General features: G+C 70.2%; 13 protein-coding genes. 6 read left to right on the forward strand and 7 right to left on the reverse strand.

Annotated elements, in window-relative coordinates; all coding sequences use genetic code 11:
* Positions 1 to 163: 163 nt before the first annotated feature.
* Both AC54T1_RS03075 and AC54T1_RS03080 read right to left on the reverse strand, forming a co-directional pair.
* The gene (locus tag AC54T1_RS03075) at positions 164 to 2152 is read right to left on the reverse strand and encodes a hypothetical protein (RefSeq protein ID WP_496910981.1); all 1989 of its coding nucleotides are present in this window, start codon (positions 2150 to 2152) and stop codon (positions 164 to 166) included.
* Between the two features lie 767 nt (positions 2153 to 2919).
* Positions 2920 to 3693, reverse strand: coding sequence for a helix-turn-helix domain-containing protein (locus AC54T1_RS03080; RefSeq protein WP_496910982.1), 774 nt, complete (start codon positions 3691 to 3693; stop codon positions 2920 to 2922).
* Positions 3694 to 3904: 211 nt separating this feature from the next.
* Here AC54T1_RS03080 and AC54T1_RS03085 point away from each other — a divergent pair, with 211 nt between their 5' ends.
* The 4 genes from AC54T1_RS03085 to uca are packed head-to-tail and all read left to right on the forward strand — an operon-like array spanning position 3905 to position 10789.
* Positions 3905 to 5461 carry an amino acid permease gene (locus AC54T1_RS03085; RefSeq protein ID WP_484343866.1) on the forward strand — a complete coding sequence of 519 codons (1557 nt, stop codon included), beginning with the start codon at positions 3905 to 3907 and terminating at the stop codon, positions 5459 to 5461.
* Complete coding sequence (locus AC54T1_RS03090) at positions 5458 to 6396, forward strand: urea amidolyase associated protein UAAP1 (RefSeq protein ID WP_496910983.1); 939 nt, start codon at positions 5458 to 5460, stop codon at positions 6394 to 6396. The genes AC54T1_RS03085 and AC54T1_RS03090 overlap by 4 nt, the downstream gene beginning before the upstream one ends.
* Complete coding sequence (locus tag AC54T1_RS03095; protein ID WP_496910984.1) at positions 6393 to 7073, forward strand: urea amidolyase associated protein UAAP2; 681 nt, start codon at positions 6393 to 6395, stop codon at positions 7071 to 7073. The genes AC54T1_RS03090 and AC54T1_RS03095 overlap by 4 nt, the downstream gene beginning before the upstream one ends.
* Entirely contained in the window at positions 7070 to 10789 is a 3720-nt protein-coding gene (gene uca, locus AC54T1_RS03100; RefSeq protein ID WP_496910985.1) for an urea carboxylase, read from the forward strand. Before AC54T1_RS03095 ends, uca begins: the two co-directional genes overlap by 4 nt.
* A 130-nt stretch (positions 10790 to 10919) precedes the next feature.
* Here uca and AC54T1_RS03105 read toward each other — a convergent pair whose 3' ends face one another.
* Positions 10920 to 12641 carry an FAD-dependent oxidoreductase gene (locus AC54T1_RS03105; RefSeq protein WP_496910986.1) on the reverse strand — a complete coding sequence of 574 codons (1722 nt, stop codon included), beginning with the start codon at positions 12639 to 12641 and terminating at the stop codon, positions 10920 to 10922.
* A 77-nt stretch (positions 12642 to 12718) separates the two neighbouring features.
* On the opposite strand from AC54T1_RS03105, the gene AC54T1_RS03110 reads away from it, so the two are divergent.
* Positions 12719 to 13315, forward strand: a complete 597-nt coding sequence (locus tag AC54T1_RS03110) for a TetR/AcrR family transcriptional regulator (protein ID WP_496910987.1) — start codon at positions 12719 to 12721, stop codon at positions 13313 to 13315.
* 12 nt (positions 13316 to 13327) lie between these two features.
* Here AC54T1_RS03110 and AC54T1_RS03115 read toward each other — a convergent pair whose 3' ends face one another.
* The gene (locus AC54T1_RS03115) at positions 13328 to 14476 is read right to left on the reverse strand and encodes an alkene reductase (RefSeq protein ID WP_496910988.1); all 1149 of its coding nucleotides are present in this window, start codon (positions 14474 to 14476) and stop codon (positions 13328 to 13330) included.
* A 184-nt stretch (positions 14477 to 14660) separates the two neighbouring features.
* The gene (locus tag AC54T1_RS03120; protein ID WP_496910989.1) at positions 14661 to 15599 is read right to left on the reverse strand and encodes a ketopantoate reductase family protein; all 939 of its coding nucleotides are present in this window, start codon (positions 15597 to 15599) and stop codon (positions 14661 to 14663) included.
* A 96-nt stretch (positions 15600 to 15695) separates the two neighbouring features.
* On the opposite strand from AC54T1_RS03120, the gene AC54T1_RS03125 reads away from it, so the two are divergent.
* Complete coding sequence (locus AC54T1_RS03125) at positions 15696 to 16268, forward strand: TetR/AcrR family transcriptional regulator (RefSeq protein ID WP_496910990.1); 573 nt, start codon at positions 15696 to 15698, stop codon at positions 16266 to 16268.
* 197 nt (positions 16269 to 16465) lie between these two features.
* Here the strand turns inward: AC54T1_RS03125 and AC54T1_RS03130 are convergent, their stop codons facing one another.
* Positions 16466 to 16855: a VOC family protein gene (locus AC54T1_RS03130; RefSeq protein WP_496910991.1), complete on the reverse strand. Its 390-nt coding sequence runs from the start codon at positions 16853 to 16855 to the stop codon at positions 16466 to 16468.
* Positions 16852 to 17133: an ArsR/SmtB family transcription factor gene (locus tag AC54T1_RS03135; RefSeq protein WP_496910992.1), complete on the reverse strand. Its 282-nt coding sequence runs from the start codon at positions 17131 to 17133 to the stop codon at positions 16852 to 16854. The genes AC54T1_RS03130 and AC54T1_RS03135 overlap by 4 nt, the downstream gene beginning before the upstream one ends.
* Between the last annotated feature and the right edge of the window lie 136 nt (positions 17134 to 17269).

Consider the following 17269-nt stretch of genomic DNA (forward strand, 5'->3'; position numbering starts at 1 on the left):
CTCCCTGGCTGTCGTACAGAGGGACGGGCCCCAGTAGGTCCGTGGTCTTCGGTTGTAGATCTCGTCTCGCCTGGACTCGCCCGACACGCGGCGTCGGCGCCCAACGTCATGGCCCACAACACCTAGTCGGCGCGCCGGCCTAGCAAAGCACGACTTGTTGTGCTCACAAACGGAGCAGACCGGGGTTCTGCCGATGCCCGGGGAGTCGTTCGTGCACGTGTGCAGGCGCCGGTGGTTCGGGCACACAGGGATGCCGCTTCACCGGCCCCCAGGCCGACCAGAAGTGACGTATATGACAGACGGGCTGCAGGGCCGCTATCGCAGAGATGTTCAGCGGTCGGGTGTGGAGCCCGGAAATATCGTCCAGGAGTTTCTGGGCGGAGGCAAGCACCGAGCGCAATCTCGTCTGATTCGCTTCTGGCACGATGCGAAGGCAGTGCTCGACTGCAGTCTCCACGAGGCGGAGGCGGTCGACCAAGAGTGTGACGCCGCGCTCGTCGAGAAAATTAGGTCCGCCGTCCAGAGCATCAAGCACTTCGTCAGCGGCAATCCACGCCGCGGAACGAGACGCCGTAGATGCGGGCTCCACCTTACGCCGTGCGTCGAAGTTCGCGGGCAGGAAAGTCACAATTGGCATGGTGTCGAAGACTTCGAGCGCCTGTGTCCACGCCGGCACGTTCACGGACAGTCCGTTAGCGGTTACTTCCATAACCGGTTCGCGAGTCGCTTCGGTGTATATCGCAAACGACTCGATTGAAGGTAACAACTGCTGCGCAGATAAAAGCGCCTGGAAGCAGGGGTTGATCTGAGTGAACTCGAGGGTTTGCAGCCATATTCTGGCGGTCTGAGAATTGAACTCGCTGCGGAGCAAACGAAGGCCGTTGCTGCCAAAGTACGCTTCCGCTCGCTGCCAGGCCGGCATGCTGAACTGGTCGTCCGGGTTGGGTGTGAGCGCAGCGTCTTGTAGGGGAAGTCTGGTCGCGCGGTGGTAAGCGAGCGCGGCTTCGCAGCCACGGTCAAACGAGAGCGCGATCACCGATGCAGAGACCACGCGGTTGCGGTCGATCGGTGCGCCGTCGACAAGGTAGCGGTCGTGAACTCCGTCCCACTCAATGTCCTCGTGCGCTTCGCCGTTCCGCATACTCACGAGCACGGCATCTTCCGCGATCCGTCGGGCGAGGCCCCCGCTGATCAGCATTGCGTCGCGAACCCGGGTCAACGTCGGTGGGGCGGACCACTGCCCGGTCGGCAGGCACCGCAGCGCCCAGCCGAACTGGCGCACAGCACCCTCGATGATGCGTCTGTAGATGTCGGCGGTCGCGAGTGCGCGCGTTTCTGCGTCGTCTGAGGTCTCTGCACTCCTAATCGTGCGCAGAAGCCGACGGCGGGCTTGCTGCCGCCCTCGCTCGCGCTGGCGGAAGTAGGCCAATACCTGGTCCGCGAGATCGGGCGAAGCGGCTGAGAGCTGGTTGCTCAAGGAGTCCATGGAGATGTAGGCCATGACGGGGTCGGGAGCATCAGCAACCCAACCGATCACTGATGTCATCGCGAGGGCATCACGCGTCAAAGGTAGCCCCAACGCCGATAGGTGGGGCGCCAGTTGTTTCAGCAGCCCTCCAGCGTTGTACTTGTACGCCTCAAAAACCCATCCGGGCTTCAGGTCCCCGAGGTCGTCTACCGGGTCGTGGTCGAGACCGAACAGCTGACCTAGGGAGGAATCGTGGTGGGCGGGTACGTCGAGGGGCCACTCGTTGCACGTGTGCCAAAGATCTAGTGGGCGCGGCGGCTGAGTGCCGTCCTCAAGGGCAGTAGCAGCGTGTGCGAGGCCACTGTCCATTGCCCGCAAAATCCGTTCTGCGACATCACGGTCGAACGGCGTGAAGGGGCTGAGGGCGAATAGGATGGACAGCACGCTACTGCGGGAGGTGAGCATCGCCTTGACGTGTTTTCGCAGTCCGTCGAAAGAGTCGTCGCTCGTAGGTCGCTCGAGCTCTGCGGCGAGTTCGCGTAGCCGCTGTACCAGCCCGTCGGAGTACCAGCGCCACAGGCCAGTTTCGACGGGAAGCGTGTGGACGGCCCTCAAGGGCGGCGCCTGTCCGCATGCCTCGTGGAGGGGCCGGGCCAGCCTCTCGCGGGCCGCACGGGGAAGCATCGTCGGAGTCTATAGGGAGGGTGCCGCATTTCGCTCGGATGGGTGTGAGTGCGATACGACATGCGCATCGCTGGCGCCCGACCACGCGACTCGCCGGTCTGGTCCCGTTCGGGTCTCGAGGTTGGGTGCGTTGAGGGGGGCAGGCATCGGTGCGAGCCGCCGACCGGCGGCGACGTTGCTTGCCGAGTACCTGCCGAGCGCGCCGCAGGCCGACTTGCTCCCGCACGCCCGACGTGGAGTCTCGCGAGGGGTCGACGCACGTCCGCTCCGCGGTCCACGCCGTCGCTGCCTCCCTGGTGACCGGTTCGGCAAGGTGCGGGAGGCCGACGCTGGAGGGCGGTCCAGTGAGCACGAGGACTGGGCGCCGTTCCTGCTCGACTAGCTGGAGGCCCGGCCCGAAGTGTCGCGGCCGGGCGACGCCGTTGGCGGCCATGTCCGGAACCCGAGCTTTATGGCGGTGCAGGTCCGATGTGCCCACGCGCGGGCTTGATGGGCTCGGACCACTCCGCTCCCAGGGCGACGCGCCCTGGGGCGAAACTCGCGTGTACTTCGCGCATCCTTAGCGTGTACCTCTGCTGAACTGGAGGTCCGTGGCGCCGCGGCTGGGAGGGTTGTCACGAGACCCCACAGGTCTGGGACGAAGGCCCAGGCCAGGGAGGCCCGGTCGGTGCCTTCCGCGTCTTCTGGACCTCTCCGGGACCACCCGGGCCACCTGTATCGGTCAGGGAGGTCCGCTTGGTGGGGCCGCATCGACCGCCCGCCGGGTGTCAGGCCTGCGGGTGCGGTCGCAGGTCCCGCACGAGCCGGTAGCTGTCGGCCCGGACGCGCGCGACGTCGGCGTCCGGGGCGACCAGGCACAAGCAGGCGTCTGCCACGTCGAGCGGCGAGCGTGGGGTCGCGCCGCCGTCGGCCCGGAGGTTGATGAGGGACTCGACGAGGCGGAACGCGAGCTCCCCGACGTCGCGCACGACGGGGCGGCTCGACGTCCTGTCGCTCACCGCTCGTCCGAGGGTGCGGTAGATCTCCCGTAGGGCAGCGCGGTCGGCCAGGAAGGGCCGGAACCGTTCCCCCTTCGCCTCTGGCAGGTGGTAGAGGACTCCGAGATTCCATCGCGGTGCGCACAGTTGTGTCCCGTCGTACGCCGCGAGGGCGTGCAGGTGGGCCACGCCGGGGACGGGTTCGTCCGGAGGCTCTGCGGCGCCAACCGACGCCGTGCGTGTCGGCTCGTCCGCAGCACCGGTGCGCTCTGACCTCGACGCGAGGTCCTTGAGGAGTGCGCGGCCGAGGCGCAGCGGCCCGCCGACGGTCCCGCCGAGCATCTCCGCGAGCAGGTCGTCCTTCGTCGCGAAGTGGTGGTAGAGCGACGCCTGGCGGATGCCGACGGCGTCGGCGATGGCGCGGGTGGACGTCGTGGCGAAGCCGCGGGTGGTGAAGAGCTCGGCGGCGGCGTCGAGGATCTCCTCGCGGGCGGACGCGCCCGGACGGGTCTGGGCCTTGAGGCGGGGGCGTCCGGGGCCGGGTGTCGTCGCGGGAGGAGGCACGCCGCCATCCTGCCATCGGAGGGGCGGAGCGCCGTCTCTCACCGGGGGAACGCACGGCGCGAGGGGCCGTTTACGCGCCGGAAACGTTGGAAACCCACATTTCACATCGGGGTCACGCCAGGTACACACCGGACATAAAAACTGTCACCTGAAAGGTACTTGTGACCCGGCCGCTCGGGCCGAGCCGCTCCCGGCTGCTACGGAGAACACGATGACTGCTTCTGTGGTGACACCACCCGGTCACACCGACCACGTCGACGACGCCGACCTCACCTCCCTCGGGTACGAGCCCACCCTGCACCGCAAGCTCGGGCGGTACGCGTCGTTCGCGGCGGGGTTCTCGTTCGTCTCGATCCTCACGACGATCTTCCAGCTCTTCGCGTTCGGCTACTCCTTCGGTGGGCCCGCCTTCTTCTGGACGTGGCCGCTCGTCCTCGGCGGGCAGCTGCTCGTCGCCCTGAACTTCGCCGAGCTCGCGGCGCGGTACCCGCTCTCCGGCGCCGTGTACCAGTGGGCACGGCGCGTCGGCGGGACCACCGCGGGCTGGTACGCGGGCTGGGTCATGGCGTTCGCGCAGGTCATCACGGCGTCTGCGGCCGCCATCGCGTTGCAGGTCGTTCTGCCGCAGCTGTGGACCGGGTTCCAGGTCGTCGGCGGAGACCCTGCCCTCAACACGGTGAGCGGCGCGTCGAACGCCGTCGTGCTCGGCGCGCTCCTGCTCGTGGTCACCACGGCCATCAACTGCGCGGGCGTGAAGATCATGTCCCACATCAACTCCATCGGGGTGACGTGCGAGCTCGTCGGGGTCGCCGCCGTCGTCCTCGCCCTGTTCACCGCCGCCCGGCGGGGACCGGACGTCGTCGGGGACACGAGCGCGCTGCAGGGCTCCGACCTCGGCATGACGGGGGCGTTCCTCGTCTCCGGCCTCATGGCCGCGTACGTCATGGTGGGCTTCAACTCGGCCGGCGAGCTGTCCGAGGAGACGCGCAACCCGCGCCGCGTCGCCCCCCGCACCATCCTCTCCGCGCTGCTCATCTCCGGGCTCGGCGGCGGTCTCATGATCCTCGCCGCTCTCATGGCCGCACCGAGCCTCACCGACGGCCGCCTCGCTGCGGAAGGCCTGCCGTACGTCCTCACCGCGGTGCTCGGGACGTTCTGGGGCAAGGTCCTGCTCGTCGACGTCGCCATCGCCGTCGTGGTCTGCACGCTCGCCATCCAGACGGCCGGCTCCCGCCTCGTCTACTCGATGGCGCGTGACGGCCAGCTCCCCGCCGCGGGCCGCCTCTCGGCCGTGCACCCCACCCGCGGCACCCCGGTGTGGCCGTCGATCGTCGTCGGGGCGCTCGCCGTCGTCGTCCTCGCCATCAACGTCGGCAACGCGGCGCTGTTCACCACGCTGACGAGCGTCTGCATCGTCATGATCTACCTCGCCTACCTGCTCGTCACCGTGCCGCTGCTCCTCAACCGGCTGCGCGGCGACTGGGCCCGCACCGGGCGCACCATGCCCGACGGTCTGTTCTCCCTCGGCCGCTGGGGCGTCCCGGTGAACATCCTCGCCGTGCTCTACGGCGCCGCGATGATCGTCAACCTCTCGTGGCCCCGCTCGGAGGTCTACGACCCGACCGGGGAGAACCCCTGGTTCCTGTGGTCCGCGCCGGTGCTCGTCGGTGTCCTGCTCCTCGCGGGCCTGCCGATCCAACGCCGCATCGCCGCCCGCGCGGCGCGTGCCACCACGCCCACCGCCCTCGACACGGAAGCACTCTCATGACCACGACCGCACCCGCGGACCTCGCCGCGACCGCACTCACGGCTGACGTTGCCGCGGCCGGCGCCGGGACGGCGACGACCGCCGGCGCCCGGGCGCACGCCCGCGCGCAGCACGCCCAGCTGGCCGAGACGATGCGCCACGTCCCGGCGTCGTCGGCACCGGACCGTCTCGCTGCGCTCGCCCCCGAGGGGACGGACGACCTCGTGTGGGCGGAGTCCGTGGCGTTCGGCCGCTACACGACGGCGACGCTCGCCCGCGGGACGCGCGTGCGGTTCGTCGACACCGTCGGTGACGCGTGCCTGCACCTGCTGCTGTACCGGGCCGGGGACCTGCACGAGCGCCTCAACGTCGCGGACACCGTCAAGGTGCCGTGGCAGGCGTACCCGAGCACCGGGCACCCGCTGCTCTCCGGTGCGGGGCGGCTCCTCGCGACCGTCGTCGCCGACACCTCCGGCCACCACGACGCGCTCACCGGCACGACGACGCGCGCCGGCAACGAGGCGCGGTACGGCAGCGGCAGCGCGCACTCGGCGGCGCCCGCCGGTCGGGAGCTGCTCACGCTGGGCGCGCTCAAGCACGGGCTCGACCGTCGGGACGTCCCGCCGTCCGTGACGTTGTTCAAGGGCAGCCGGGTCGAGCCGGACGGGTCCCTCCGGTTCATCGGGGGCGCGGGGGCGGGTGGGGTCGTGGACCTCCTCGTGCAGACCGCTGTCGTCCTCGTCGTCGCCAACACCGCGCACCCGCTCGACGACCGCGAGGAGTTCACCGGGACCGCCGTCGACGTCGTCGCATGGTCGGCGCCGGACGACCTCGCGGCGCTGCGCGACGGCCGCCTGCCGAGGGACGGCACCACTGCCGGTGCGGAGCTCGGACCCGAGCACCGCCAGGCGCTGCACAACACCGAGAGCGACCTGCGAGCGAGGACCCAGCGATGACGACGACCACCACGGCACCCAGCGCCACCCCCACCGCGGCGGACGTCGCGCTCGTTCCCGGGGAGGTCGTGCTCGACGAGCTCGTCGCGGCCCGCGGCCCCTGGTCGGCCGTCGTCCGTGCCGGTGACGTCCTGACGATCGTCGACCTCGAGGGCAACCAGGCCGTCGACTGCCTCCTCTACGCCGCCGGCGACACGTCGGTGCGGTACTCCGCGGCCGAGACCATCACGCGGCAACGGTCCATCGTGCTCACCACCGGGTCCGTGCTGCGCGCGGACACCGGCGAGGCGCTCATGACGGTCCTCGCCGACGAGGTCGGGGTGCACGACACCATCGGCGGTGCGTGCTCGCAGGAGTCCAACACCCTGCGTTACGGCCAGCACACCCGCGAGCAGCACGCGTGCGTCGAGAACTTCCTCGCCGAGGGGTCCCGCTGGGGCCTGGGTGCCCGGGACCTCGTCTCGAACATCAACTGGTTCATGAACGTGCCCGTCGACCCGGACGGCGCCCTCGGGATCGTCGACGGCCTGTCCGCACCGGGCAAGCGCGTCGCCCTGCGGGCGGACCAGGACACCCTCGTCCTCGTCTCCAACTGCCCCCAGATCAACAACCCGTGCAACGGGTTCGACCCGACGCCGGTCCGCATGATCGTCACCCGCCCGGAGGCCGCAGCATGACCAGCACGAGCACCACGACCGCCACGTCCACCACCACGCGCCGCTTCGACACCGTCCTCGTCGCCAACCGCGGCGAGATCGCGTGCCGCGTCATCCGCACGGCCCGGGAGATGGGCCTGCGGACCGTGGCGGTGTTCTCCGAGGCCGACCGCGGGGCCGCGCACGTGCGGCTCGCGGACGAGGCCGTGCTGCTCGGTCCGGCCCCGGCGAAGCAGTCCTACCTCGATGTCGACGCCATCCTCGCCGCCGCGGCGTCGAGCGGCGCGGGCGCGATCCACCCGGGCTACGGGTTCCTCTCCGAGGACGCCGCCTTCGCGGAGGCCGTCGAGGCGGCGGGCCTCGCGTTCGTCGGCCCGACGCCCGCCCAGCTGCGCGTCTTCGGCACGAAGCACACGGCCCGCGAGGTCGCCCGGGCCGCGGGCGTCCCGATGATCGCAGGCACGGACCTGCTGCCCGACGTCGACGCGGCGCTCGCGGCGGCCGAGGTCATCGGCTTCCCGCTCATGCTCAAGGCCACCGGCGGTGGTGGCGGCATCGGGATGACCGTGTGCCGCTCGGAGGCCGAGCTCGCGGACTCGTTCGAACGCGTGGCGCGCCTCGCGTCCGTGAGCTTCTCGACCGTCGGGGTGTTCGCGGAGCGGTACGTCGAGCACGCCCGGCACGTCGAGGTGCAGGTCTTCGGTGACGGCACCGGCCGCGTCGTGAGCCTCGGTGACCGCGACTGCTCGTTGCAGCGCCGCCACCAGAAGGTCCTCGAGGAGGCGCCCGCGCCGGGGCTCCCGGACGACCTCCGCGCCGAGCTGCACCGGGCGTCGCGTGCCCTGTGCGCGTCGGTGGGCTACCGCTCGGCCGGGACCGTGGAGTTCGTCTACGACCCTGCGCGCCAGGAGGCGTCGTTCCTCGAGGTCAACGCCCGGCTCCAGGTGGAGCACCCCGTGACGGAGGCCGTCACCGGCGTCGACCTCGTCGAGTGGATGCTGCGGCTCGCGCTCGAGGGCACGTCGGGCGAGGAGCTCCCCGCGGCGCCGACCGTGCTCGACGGCATCCCCGACGCACTCCCCCTCGCCGGTCACGCCGTCGAGGCCCGCGTCTACGCGGAGGACCCGGCGACGGGCTTCCGACCGAGCGCCGGGACCCTCACCCATGTGCGCTACCCGGAGCTCGACGGCATCCGTGTCGACGCCTGGGCGGAGACGGGCAGCGAGGTCTCGACCCACTACGACCCGCTGCTCGCCAAGGTCGTCGCCCACGCGGGCACCCGCGACGAGGCGCTCGCGCTGCTCGGCGACGGGCTGGCTGGCACGCGCATCGACGGCATCGAGACGAACCTCGGGATGCTGCGCGCCGTCGCCACCCTCGACACCGTCCGCGACGTCACGCACTCCACCGACACGCTCAACACCCTCGGTGACCCGGAGCCCCGCATCACCGTCGAGCGCCCCGGCATGCAGACGACCGTCCAGGACTGGCCCGGCCGCACAGGGTTGTGGAAGGTGGGCGTCCCGCCGAGCGGCCCGATGGACGACCTCTCCTTCCGCCTCGGCAACGTCGCCCTCGGCAACGCCGAGGGCGCCCCGGGCCTGGAGTTCACCGTCGGCGGCCCGGCCCTGCGCTTCACGCACGAGACGACCGTGTGCGTCACGGGCGCGGACGTCGAGCTCCTCCTTGACGGTGTCCCTGCTCCGCTGTGGGAGCCGGTCACCGTCCCCGCGGGCGGTCTGCTCGACGTCGGCTCGGCCACCGGTGCCGGGCTGCGCGGGTACGTGCTCGTCGCAGGCGGGCTCGACGTCGTGCCGTACCTGGGGAGCGCGTCGACGTTCACGCTCGGGCAGTTCGGCGGGCACGCGGGGCGCGCGCTGCGCCCCGGGGACGTGCTGCGGGCCGCCGTCGTGCAGGACGGCGAGGGAGCGGTTCAAGGGGCCGTGCCGCTCGACGCCCGGCCCGCGCTCACCACGACGTGGGAGCTCGCCGTGACGGAGGGCCCGCACGCGGCGCCCGAGTTCTTCACGCGCGAGGACATCGACGACCTCTACGCGACGAGCTACGAGGTGCACTTCAACTCTGCGCGCACCGGGGTCCGGCTCATCGGCCCCAAGCCGCGCTGGACGCGGTCCGACGGCGGGGAGGCGGGACTGCACCCGTCGAACATCCACGACACCCCGTACTCCGTGGGCGCGCTCGACTTCACGGGCGACACCCCGATCCTCCTCGGGCCGGACGGGCCGAGCCTCGGCGGGTTCGTCTGCCCGGTGACCGTGGTGACGGGCGAGCGGTGGAAGCTCGGGCAGCTGCGCCCCGGTGACACGGTGCGGTTCGTGCCGGTGCGGACGTCCGACGCGCCGTCGGTCCGGGAGCTCGGTGCCGCGCGGCGGGCGAGCGGCGTGCTGCTCACCCCGCAGGGCCGCGACGGCGACGACGGCGTCATCGTCCGGACGCCCGCCAGCGCGGGCGGACCGGAGGTGACGTACCGGCGCTCGGGTGACGACAACCTGCTCGTCGAGTACGGGGACATGGTCCTCGACCTCGGGCTGCGGGCCCGCGTGCACGCCCTGCACCAGCGGATCGTCGCGGAGGCGCTGCCTGGCGTCGTCGACCTCACCCCCGGCATCCGGTCGTTGCAGATCAAGGTGGACCCGGACGTGCTGCCCACGGCGCGCCTGCTCGGCCTCGTGCGCGAGCTGGAGACGGACCTGCCGGCGACGTCGGAGCTCGTCGTGCCGAGCCGTTCGGTCCGCCTGCCGCTCTCGTGGGACGACCCGGCGACGCGGGAGGCGATCGAGCGGTACATGGCGGGCGTGCGCGAGGACGCCCCGTGGTGCCCGTGGAACATCGAGTTCATCCGACGCGTCAACGGGCTCGACTCGGTGGACGACGTCTTCGACACCGTGTTCGGGGCGCAGTACCTCGTCCTCGGGCTCGGCGACGTGTACCTCGGCGCACCGGTCGCCACTCCCCTGGACCCGCGTCACCGCCTCGTGACGACGAAGTACAACCCGGCGCGTACGTGGACGCCGGAGAACGCCGTCGGCATCGGCGGGGCGTACCTGTGCATCTACGGCATGGAGGGCCCGGGCGGGTACCAGTTCGTCGGGCGCACCACCCAGGTGTGGTCCCGGTACTCCGAGGCGGCGCCGTTCGAGCCCGGGTCACCGTGGTTGCTGCGGTTCTTCGACCGGATCTCCTGGTACCCCGTGTCGCCGGAGGAGCTGCTCGACCTGCGCGCCGACATGGCGGCCGGGCGCGGGCACGTGGAGATCGAGGACGGGACGTTCTCCCTCGCGGAGCACGAGCAGTTCCTCGCCGACAACGCGGACTCGATCGAGGAGTTCCGGGTGCGGCAGACGACGGCGTTCTCCGCGGAGCGTGACGCGTGGGAGGAGGCCGGGGAGTTCGACCGCGCCGAGGCCGCCGCGGCCGTCGCGCCGGCTCCGGAGTTCACGGTGCCCGACGGCGGGACCGTCGTCGCGGCGCCGTTCGCGGCGAGCGTGTGGAAGACGGACGTGGTTGCGGGTGCGCGCGTCGTGGCTGGTCAGGCGCTCGTGACGCTCGAGGCGATGAAGATGGAGTCGGCCGTCGTCGCCCCGTGTGACGGGGTGGTGCACGAGGTGCTCGTCGCACCCGGTGGACAGGTCGTGGCGGGGGATGCGCTCGTGGTGCTCGTCGCGGCCGGGAGCGCCGAGAGCGGACCGGAGATCGACGAGGAGGCAGCGGCGTAGCGCCTGTGGCCGGCCCGGCGTCCCCGACCAGCGAGGTCGACGACGCCGAGGCCCACTACAAGCGTGCCTTGCCGACCAGGGGGTACAGGCTCAACCGCAAACTAGCGGTCCAGGTCCCTGATGGCATCGGTCAGTGTTGCTCCGTTGCTCCAGCCAGATGGCGTGCTGCGACGTAGCCGTAGGTGAGTCCCTGGCCGATTGTTGCTCCCGGCCCAGGGTAGACGCGCCCAAACGCGTTCCCTGCCGCGTTCCCGGTCGCGTACAGGCCAGGGATCACGGAGCCGTCGGACCGCAGGGCACGCGCGAAGCGGTCCGCGCGGATACCCCCGCACGTGCCCAGGTCCCCGGGGACGACCTGCACGGCGTAGTACGGGCCCTGGTCGATCGGACCCAAGCAGGGGTTGGGCGTGATGCTCGGGTCCCCGTAGTACCGGTCGTACGCACTGTCGCCACGGCCGAAATCGTCGTCGCGCCCCGAGTGCGCCAGGAGATTGAACCGCTTTACGGTCTCGGGCAGGTCGGGCATCGCGAGAGTTGCGCCCAGCTCTTCCAACGAGTCGGCCTTCTTCGCGATGCCCGCGTCGAACCACTCGCGCGGCAGAGGCTGACGCGGGAACAGGCCGCCACCGAACAGATACCTGTTGCGGTACCGCTGGTCGAACACGAGCCAGGCGGGGATGTGCGGGTCCTCGGGCGTGTGGAGCGAGGTGATGATCTGGCCCGCCGACATGTAGTTGATCGCCTCGTTCATGAACCGGTGACCGTGGGCATTGACGATGATCTGCCCCGGGAGCGATCGCTCGGCGAGCAGTGCACCCGGCGTAGCTCCAGGGACGGGGATCGCCGGGAACCACCAAGCGGCGTCCATGAAGGTCAGGTCTGCTCCGTGGCTCTCGGCCAGCTGGATCATGTCCCCGGTGTTGGTCTCTGCTCCGAAGCTCCAGGAGCCGTCGATGTACGGCGACTGGTGCTCCGAGCGCATGGTCGCGTTGTGGTCGAAACCGCCGCTCGAGAGAATCACGCCGCGGCGGGCGCGGACGGTCGTACGCTCTCCGTTGCGCTCGACGACCACGCCGGTGACTGTGCCTTCCTCGACAACCAGGTCCACCACAGTGGTCTCGGTCCAGATCGGGACACCCGCGGAGCGGAGCCCGGACAACAGTCCTGCGGCGAGGGCCTGCCCTCCGGCTACGTACTCGCGCTTCAATCCCATGCCTCCGATGCCGAGGCCTGCCAGCCGCGCACCCATGAGCAGCCCTTTCGGGTTACGGGCGACGAGGTTGAGCCACTTGTAGGCGCGGCTGGTGATCGGCATCGGGAACGGTGCGGTGAGCGAGGGTGGACGTAGGAGCTTGCGGTCGGCTCCCAGCCGTCGCGCGTCGAACGGCTTGGGTTCGCACGCGCGCCCTGTTGCCGACCCGCCAGGCAGCTCCGGGAAGTAGTCGGCGTACTCGGGCATGAACTGGAAGCGCAGTGGGGTCAGCCGACGAAGCGCGTCGATCGCGTCAGGGCCGTGGTCGATGTGAGTCTGCCACCGCTCACCTTCCACCTCGCCGCCGGTGACCTCGCGCAAGTAGGTCTGAACACGACCGGGACTGTCCTGCTGCCCGTTCTCTCGCAGGATCGAGTTGCCTGGCACCCAGAATCCACCCCCCGACAGGGAGGTGGACCCTCCGACGTGGGGGCTCTTCTCAACCACCAGGGTTGAGAGACCTTGCTCAGCCGCGGTCAACGCGGCCAGCATCCCAGTTCCTGCTCCGACGACCACAACATCGACCTCGTCCATGAGGTTCCTTCCGTAGTGAGCTGCATCGGTCCTTGAGATCCAGGTACCCGAGCTGAAGTGAGGCATCGTTGTCTCAGTTTCCTTCAGGGCGATGCTAGCTCGTGCCCGTCAGGGCCCGCTAGCGCAGCGATACTCTTACCGGCATGACCCCCCGAGGCGACGTGGTGCGCCATCGAGCGGCGATCATCGCCGCGGCGGCCTCGACCTTCCGGCGTCGCGGTCCCGACGCTTCCATCGCTCAGGTGGCCCGGCTTGCTGGGCTGGGCCGGGCGACGGTTTACCGGCATTTCCCAGACAGAACCGTCCTCGTCGCCGCAGTACTGGAAGATCGGCTGCACCGTCTCGAGGTCTTCGTCGCAGAGTACGAGGGCGATGATCTGCTCGAGCGCCTCCTGGTGGAGAACGGTTGGTACATGGCCGATATGCCAGGCCTCGTGACGCACCTAGGGCAGGTCGATTCTCACGAGGATGTGCTCGTCGAGGCGGCCCGCCGGATCGAGGCCCTCTTCGACAAGGCGTTGGCAGCTGCGTCGCTCGCCGGTAGCGTGCGGACGGACGTCACAGTCAGGGATCTGCACCTCATCACGACCATGGTCGCGGCATCGATCGTGTCGGCCTCCGACGACGACGCGGCGGCCGATGCGATGCGGCGTGCTCTGAGGATCTGTTTGGCAGGAATCCGACCTTCGGCCACCAGCGCCAAGCCGCTACCGCCCCCGATGTTGCGGCCTGAGCCTTGACGGAGGGCGGGGTCAGCTGCCGACCAAGTCCTGGGCGTGGGCGTTCTGCTGCTCCCACGTCTGGTAGTCGTTGTAGCCTTCCTCGCCGCCGCCGTAGGCGCCGTTCATGTCGAGCGGGTTGAGTGGACGGTCGTGCTCCATCCGTTCCACCAGGTCCGGGTTGGTCATGTAGGCGCGACCGAACACGAACAGGTCAGCCTTCTCGGCATCGAGCGCATCCTGCGCGAGGTCCTTCGTGAGGTCGCCCGCCGCCATGACGATGCCGTTGTACCGCTCGCGGACGAACTGGTACGGGAAGCGGTGCCAGATCTTGCCGCTCCCGAGGTTCGTGTCCGCTCCCGCGAGACTGCACAGGCTCTCGGGTGTCTGGAAGCCGACGTATGCAAGGTCGAGCTCGTTGAGCCGCTCGAGCAGTACGGCGTACGTCTCCTCTGCCTCGTTCTCCGAGATCCCGTTGTAGACGATGTTCGGCGAGATCTTGACGCCGATCCGGTGGCTCGACCCCCACGCGTCGATGAGTCGTCGCAGCACGCGGACCACGAACTCGGTGCGCTTGTGCGGCGTCCCTCCGAACTCGTCCGTCCGGTCGTTGGCGACGTCGGAGAGGAACTGGTGCGGCAGGTAGCCGGACGCGGCATGCAGCTCGATGCCGTCGAAGCCTGCGGCCTTGGTACGGACGGCGGCGCGGTAGTAGTCCTCGATGACCGCCTCGACCTCGTCCGTCGTGAGCGCGTGGACGTTCTCGGTCATCTGCCGGTAACCGTCCTGGCGGGTGAAGATCTTGTGGTCGGCGGGAGCCGCCGTCGAGGACACCATCTGGAGCCCACCGTTGTTGAGCTCGTGGCCGACGCGGCCAGTGTGCTCCGACTGCAGGAAGATCCGACCGCCCGCAGCATGAACGGCGTCGGTCACCACGCGCCAGCCCGCCTCCTGCTCATCGGTGGTGATGCCCGGGATGTCGAAGTAGCCCTGGCCGCGGCGATCGGGCCACGTGCCTTCCGCGATGATGAGCCCGGCCGAAGCCCGCTGCGCGTAGTGCACGGCCATCATCGGAGTAGGGACGCCCTCGGGGGTCGCCCTGGCACGGGTCATGGGACCCATGACGATCCGGTTGGGGAGGGTGAGGTCCTTGAGCTGGAAGTCGGAGAACAGAGAGGCCATGGGTGCGTCCTTCAGGAAGTCAATGCGTGACGACGCGCTCTGGATGCGCGTGGGGGCTGGGAGTCGTCACAGGTGGCAGAGCCACGCTCCGAACCTAGTTCAGCCGGGTGGAGCGTTCCGCGGGACCAACGTCCTCATCCCTCCGAAGCGGCGTACTTGTCTCGCCGCGCACCGACCAAGGCGATCAGAGCGCGGCGGCCGCGTCGAGCCGGGGCGTCGGCACCCCGAGGCGCCGGGCCTCGCGCAGGACGTCCCGCACGACGCTGCGTGGCTCCTGCGCACGGGGGTCGGTGTGTGCCGCGAGGCTTGCGCGGGCGAGGGGGACGCGTGCGGTCAGGGCCGTCATCACCGGGGCCGTCAGCAGCGTGGGGCCGCGGAAGAGGGCCGTGCTGGTGCGGTGACGTCGCAGATCCACACCTCGGGCGGCCAGCAGGGGCAGGAGCTCACGGCTCGTGAGCAGGGCCTCCCGGAAGCTGTGGCGATCGCCGAGCATGGCGGAGAGGGACCCGAGGCGCAGGCCCTGGGAGTGCATCCCGGCGTCGGCGACGACGTGGGTCCAGAGCCAGCCCCGGAGGTCGGGTTGCTCGGAGACGACCAGGGCGGCGCTCGCGAACACCTCCCGCACGCGGGTCTCCCGGCTCGTCGGAGCAGTGCCGAGGGTGCCGAGCACGACCGTGCGCATGAGTGCCCCGCGCAGGACTCCGTCCTCGTCGAACCCGCCGCCGGCCCGCGGGAAGCCCCATGCGAGTTGGTGCACCGGGAGCGGGGCGACGGCGTCGACCGGCTCGTCCCAGACGTTCCCGAACACGAGCACGGTCGCGGTCCCGATGCGGGGTGCCAGGAACGCGGCGGCCTCGGACAGGTGGTGGTGGCCGACGCTGACGACGATGAGGTCGATGTCGTGCCCCGGTTCCAGCTCCTCGCGCAGGCGCAGCGGCCACGACCCGCCGACGCGCTGCCCCCAGGGGCGGCGTCGCGCATCGAGCAGGTCGAGGTCGACGGTGTTGCCGTACTGGGCCGCGCGGCCCGGGCGCACGAGGAACTCGACGTCGTGGCCCGCCTGTCCCAGCGCCCACCCGTAGATCGTGGCGATCGCGCCCCGACCGAGCATGAAGATCTTCACGGAGCAGCACCTCGTATCGACGGGGGATCAAGTGGAGATGATCTCCACTTGGAGGCTAGGGAGGTAGTCTCCCCCGTGTCAAGGAAGGGGGGCGACGTGCCAGCAGCCCGGCGCGCCGACGCCGTCCGTAACCGCCAGGCGATCATCGCGGCAGCACGCGCCGCCTTCGAGCGCGGCGAGATCGACCGCCGCTTCGACGACTTCGCGTCCCTCGCCGGCGTCGGTGTGGGAACGCTCTACCGTCACTTCCCGACCCGCGACGCGCTCGCGGCCGCGGTCTACGCCGACGAGGTCGAGGCGCTGTGCGAGCACGCCCGACATCTCCTGAGCGAGCTTCCGCCGCGTGAGGCCCTCGCGGCGTTCCTGCGTGACTTCGTGCGCCGGGTGGCCGCACAGCCGGCGTTCGCGCGGACGCTTGGCGCGCTCGTGTGGCCGCAGGCCGACACGCAGGCCGACGGGGGGCGAGCGCTCGAAGCGGCGGTCGCCGACCTCGTGGCCGCAGCCGTCCGGGGCGGTGAGGTCGATGACGGTCTGACGTCGGGTGCCGTGATGATGGCGTTGCACGGGATCGGTGCGTCCTGCGGGTGGCCGGGATGGCAGGACGACGCCGAGGCGCTCACCGCCGCGCTGGTGCGTCCGACAGCACACAGTCCGGCAGCTGGCACCTAGAGGATCACCCCGGGGTACTGCCTGATGCGCGATTCGTCCGTAGGGCTCCCCTCGCCTCATCCCGGCGGCACACCCGATCGGCGTCCGTTCGCGGCGCCCTCAGGCAAGGGGCTCGATCGCCATGGAGCACTCGTCCACTCACCCTCCCGCGCTCGTCGTCGGGGTCGCCGTCGTCCTGGTCCTCACCGCACCTCGGCTCACCCGACCCACTGGGCGAGTTGCAGGAGGTTGCCGCACGTGTCGTCGAGCACGGCGGTGATGACCGGGCCCATGGGGGTGGGGGGCTGGGTGAAGGTCTCGCCCAGCGCGACGAGGCGGTCGTACTCGGCCTGCACGTCGTCGACGCCGAGGACGCAGAACGGGATGCCGTCGCCGACGAGGGCGTCGGTGAACGGGACGACCGCGGGGTGCCCCTTCGGTTCGAGCGAGATCTGCGTTCCGTCGGGGCGCTCGGGGTCGACGACGGTGAGCCACCGGTGCTCGCCCAGCGGGACGTCGTCATTGACGACGAAGCCCAGCCGGGACGTGTAGAAGTCGAGGGCACGCTGCTGGTCGTCGACGAAGATGCTCACGGTCTGGAGCTTCATGGTCTCGCCTCTCTCGGGGGCCATCGGGTCGAGATCTCCGACAGCGGTGTCGTGTCGATGGTGTGGAGCTTGTACCGGCCGCGGCGTTCGGTGCGCACCAGGCCGGCCTGTTCCAGCACGTCGAGATGCTGCGAGACGGCCTGCCGCGAGGGCGTCAGGTCGTGCTTCATCGCGAGCTTCGAGCGGAGCTCGAACAGTGTCTGCTCGTCGCGCTCGAGGAGCTCGTCGAGCAGTGCGCGTCGTGTCTCGTCACTGATCGCTCGGTAGACGTCCGCCACCCGCCCAGAATAGGCAAGTTCCCGCTTGCATATCAAGGGAGGGAGTGGAGAGGTTGAGCCAGGTGAGCTAGCTCTTCTCGTCCGGGAGTCGGGACATGAGCGGGTCCAGCGGTGGTCGGTGCTGGTCGGGGTGCCT

It is taken from the genome of Sanguibacter sp. Z41_6, assembly GCF_059621145.1.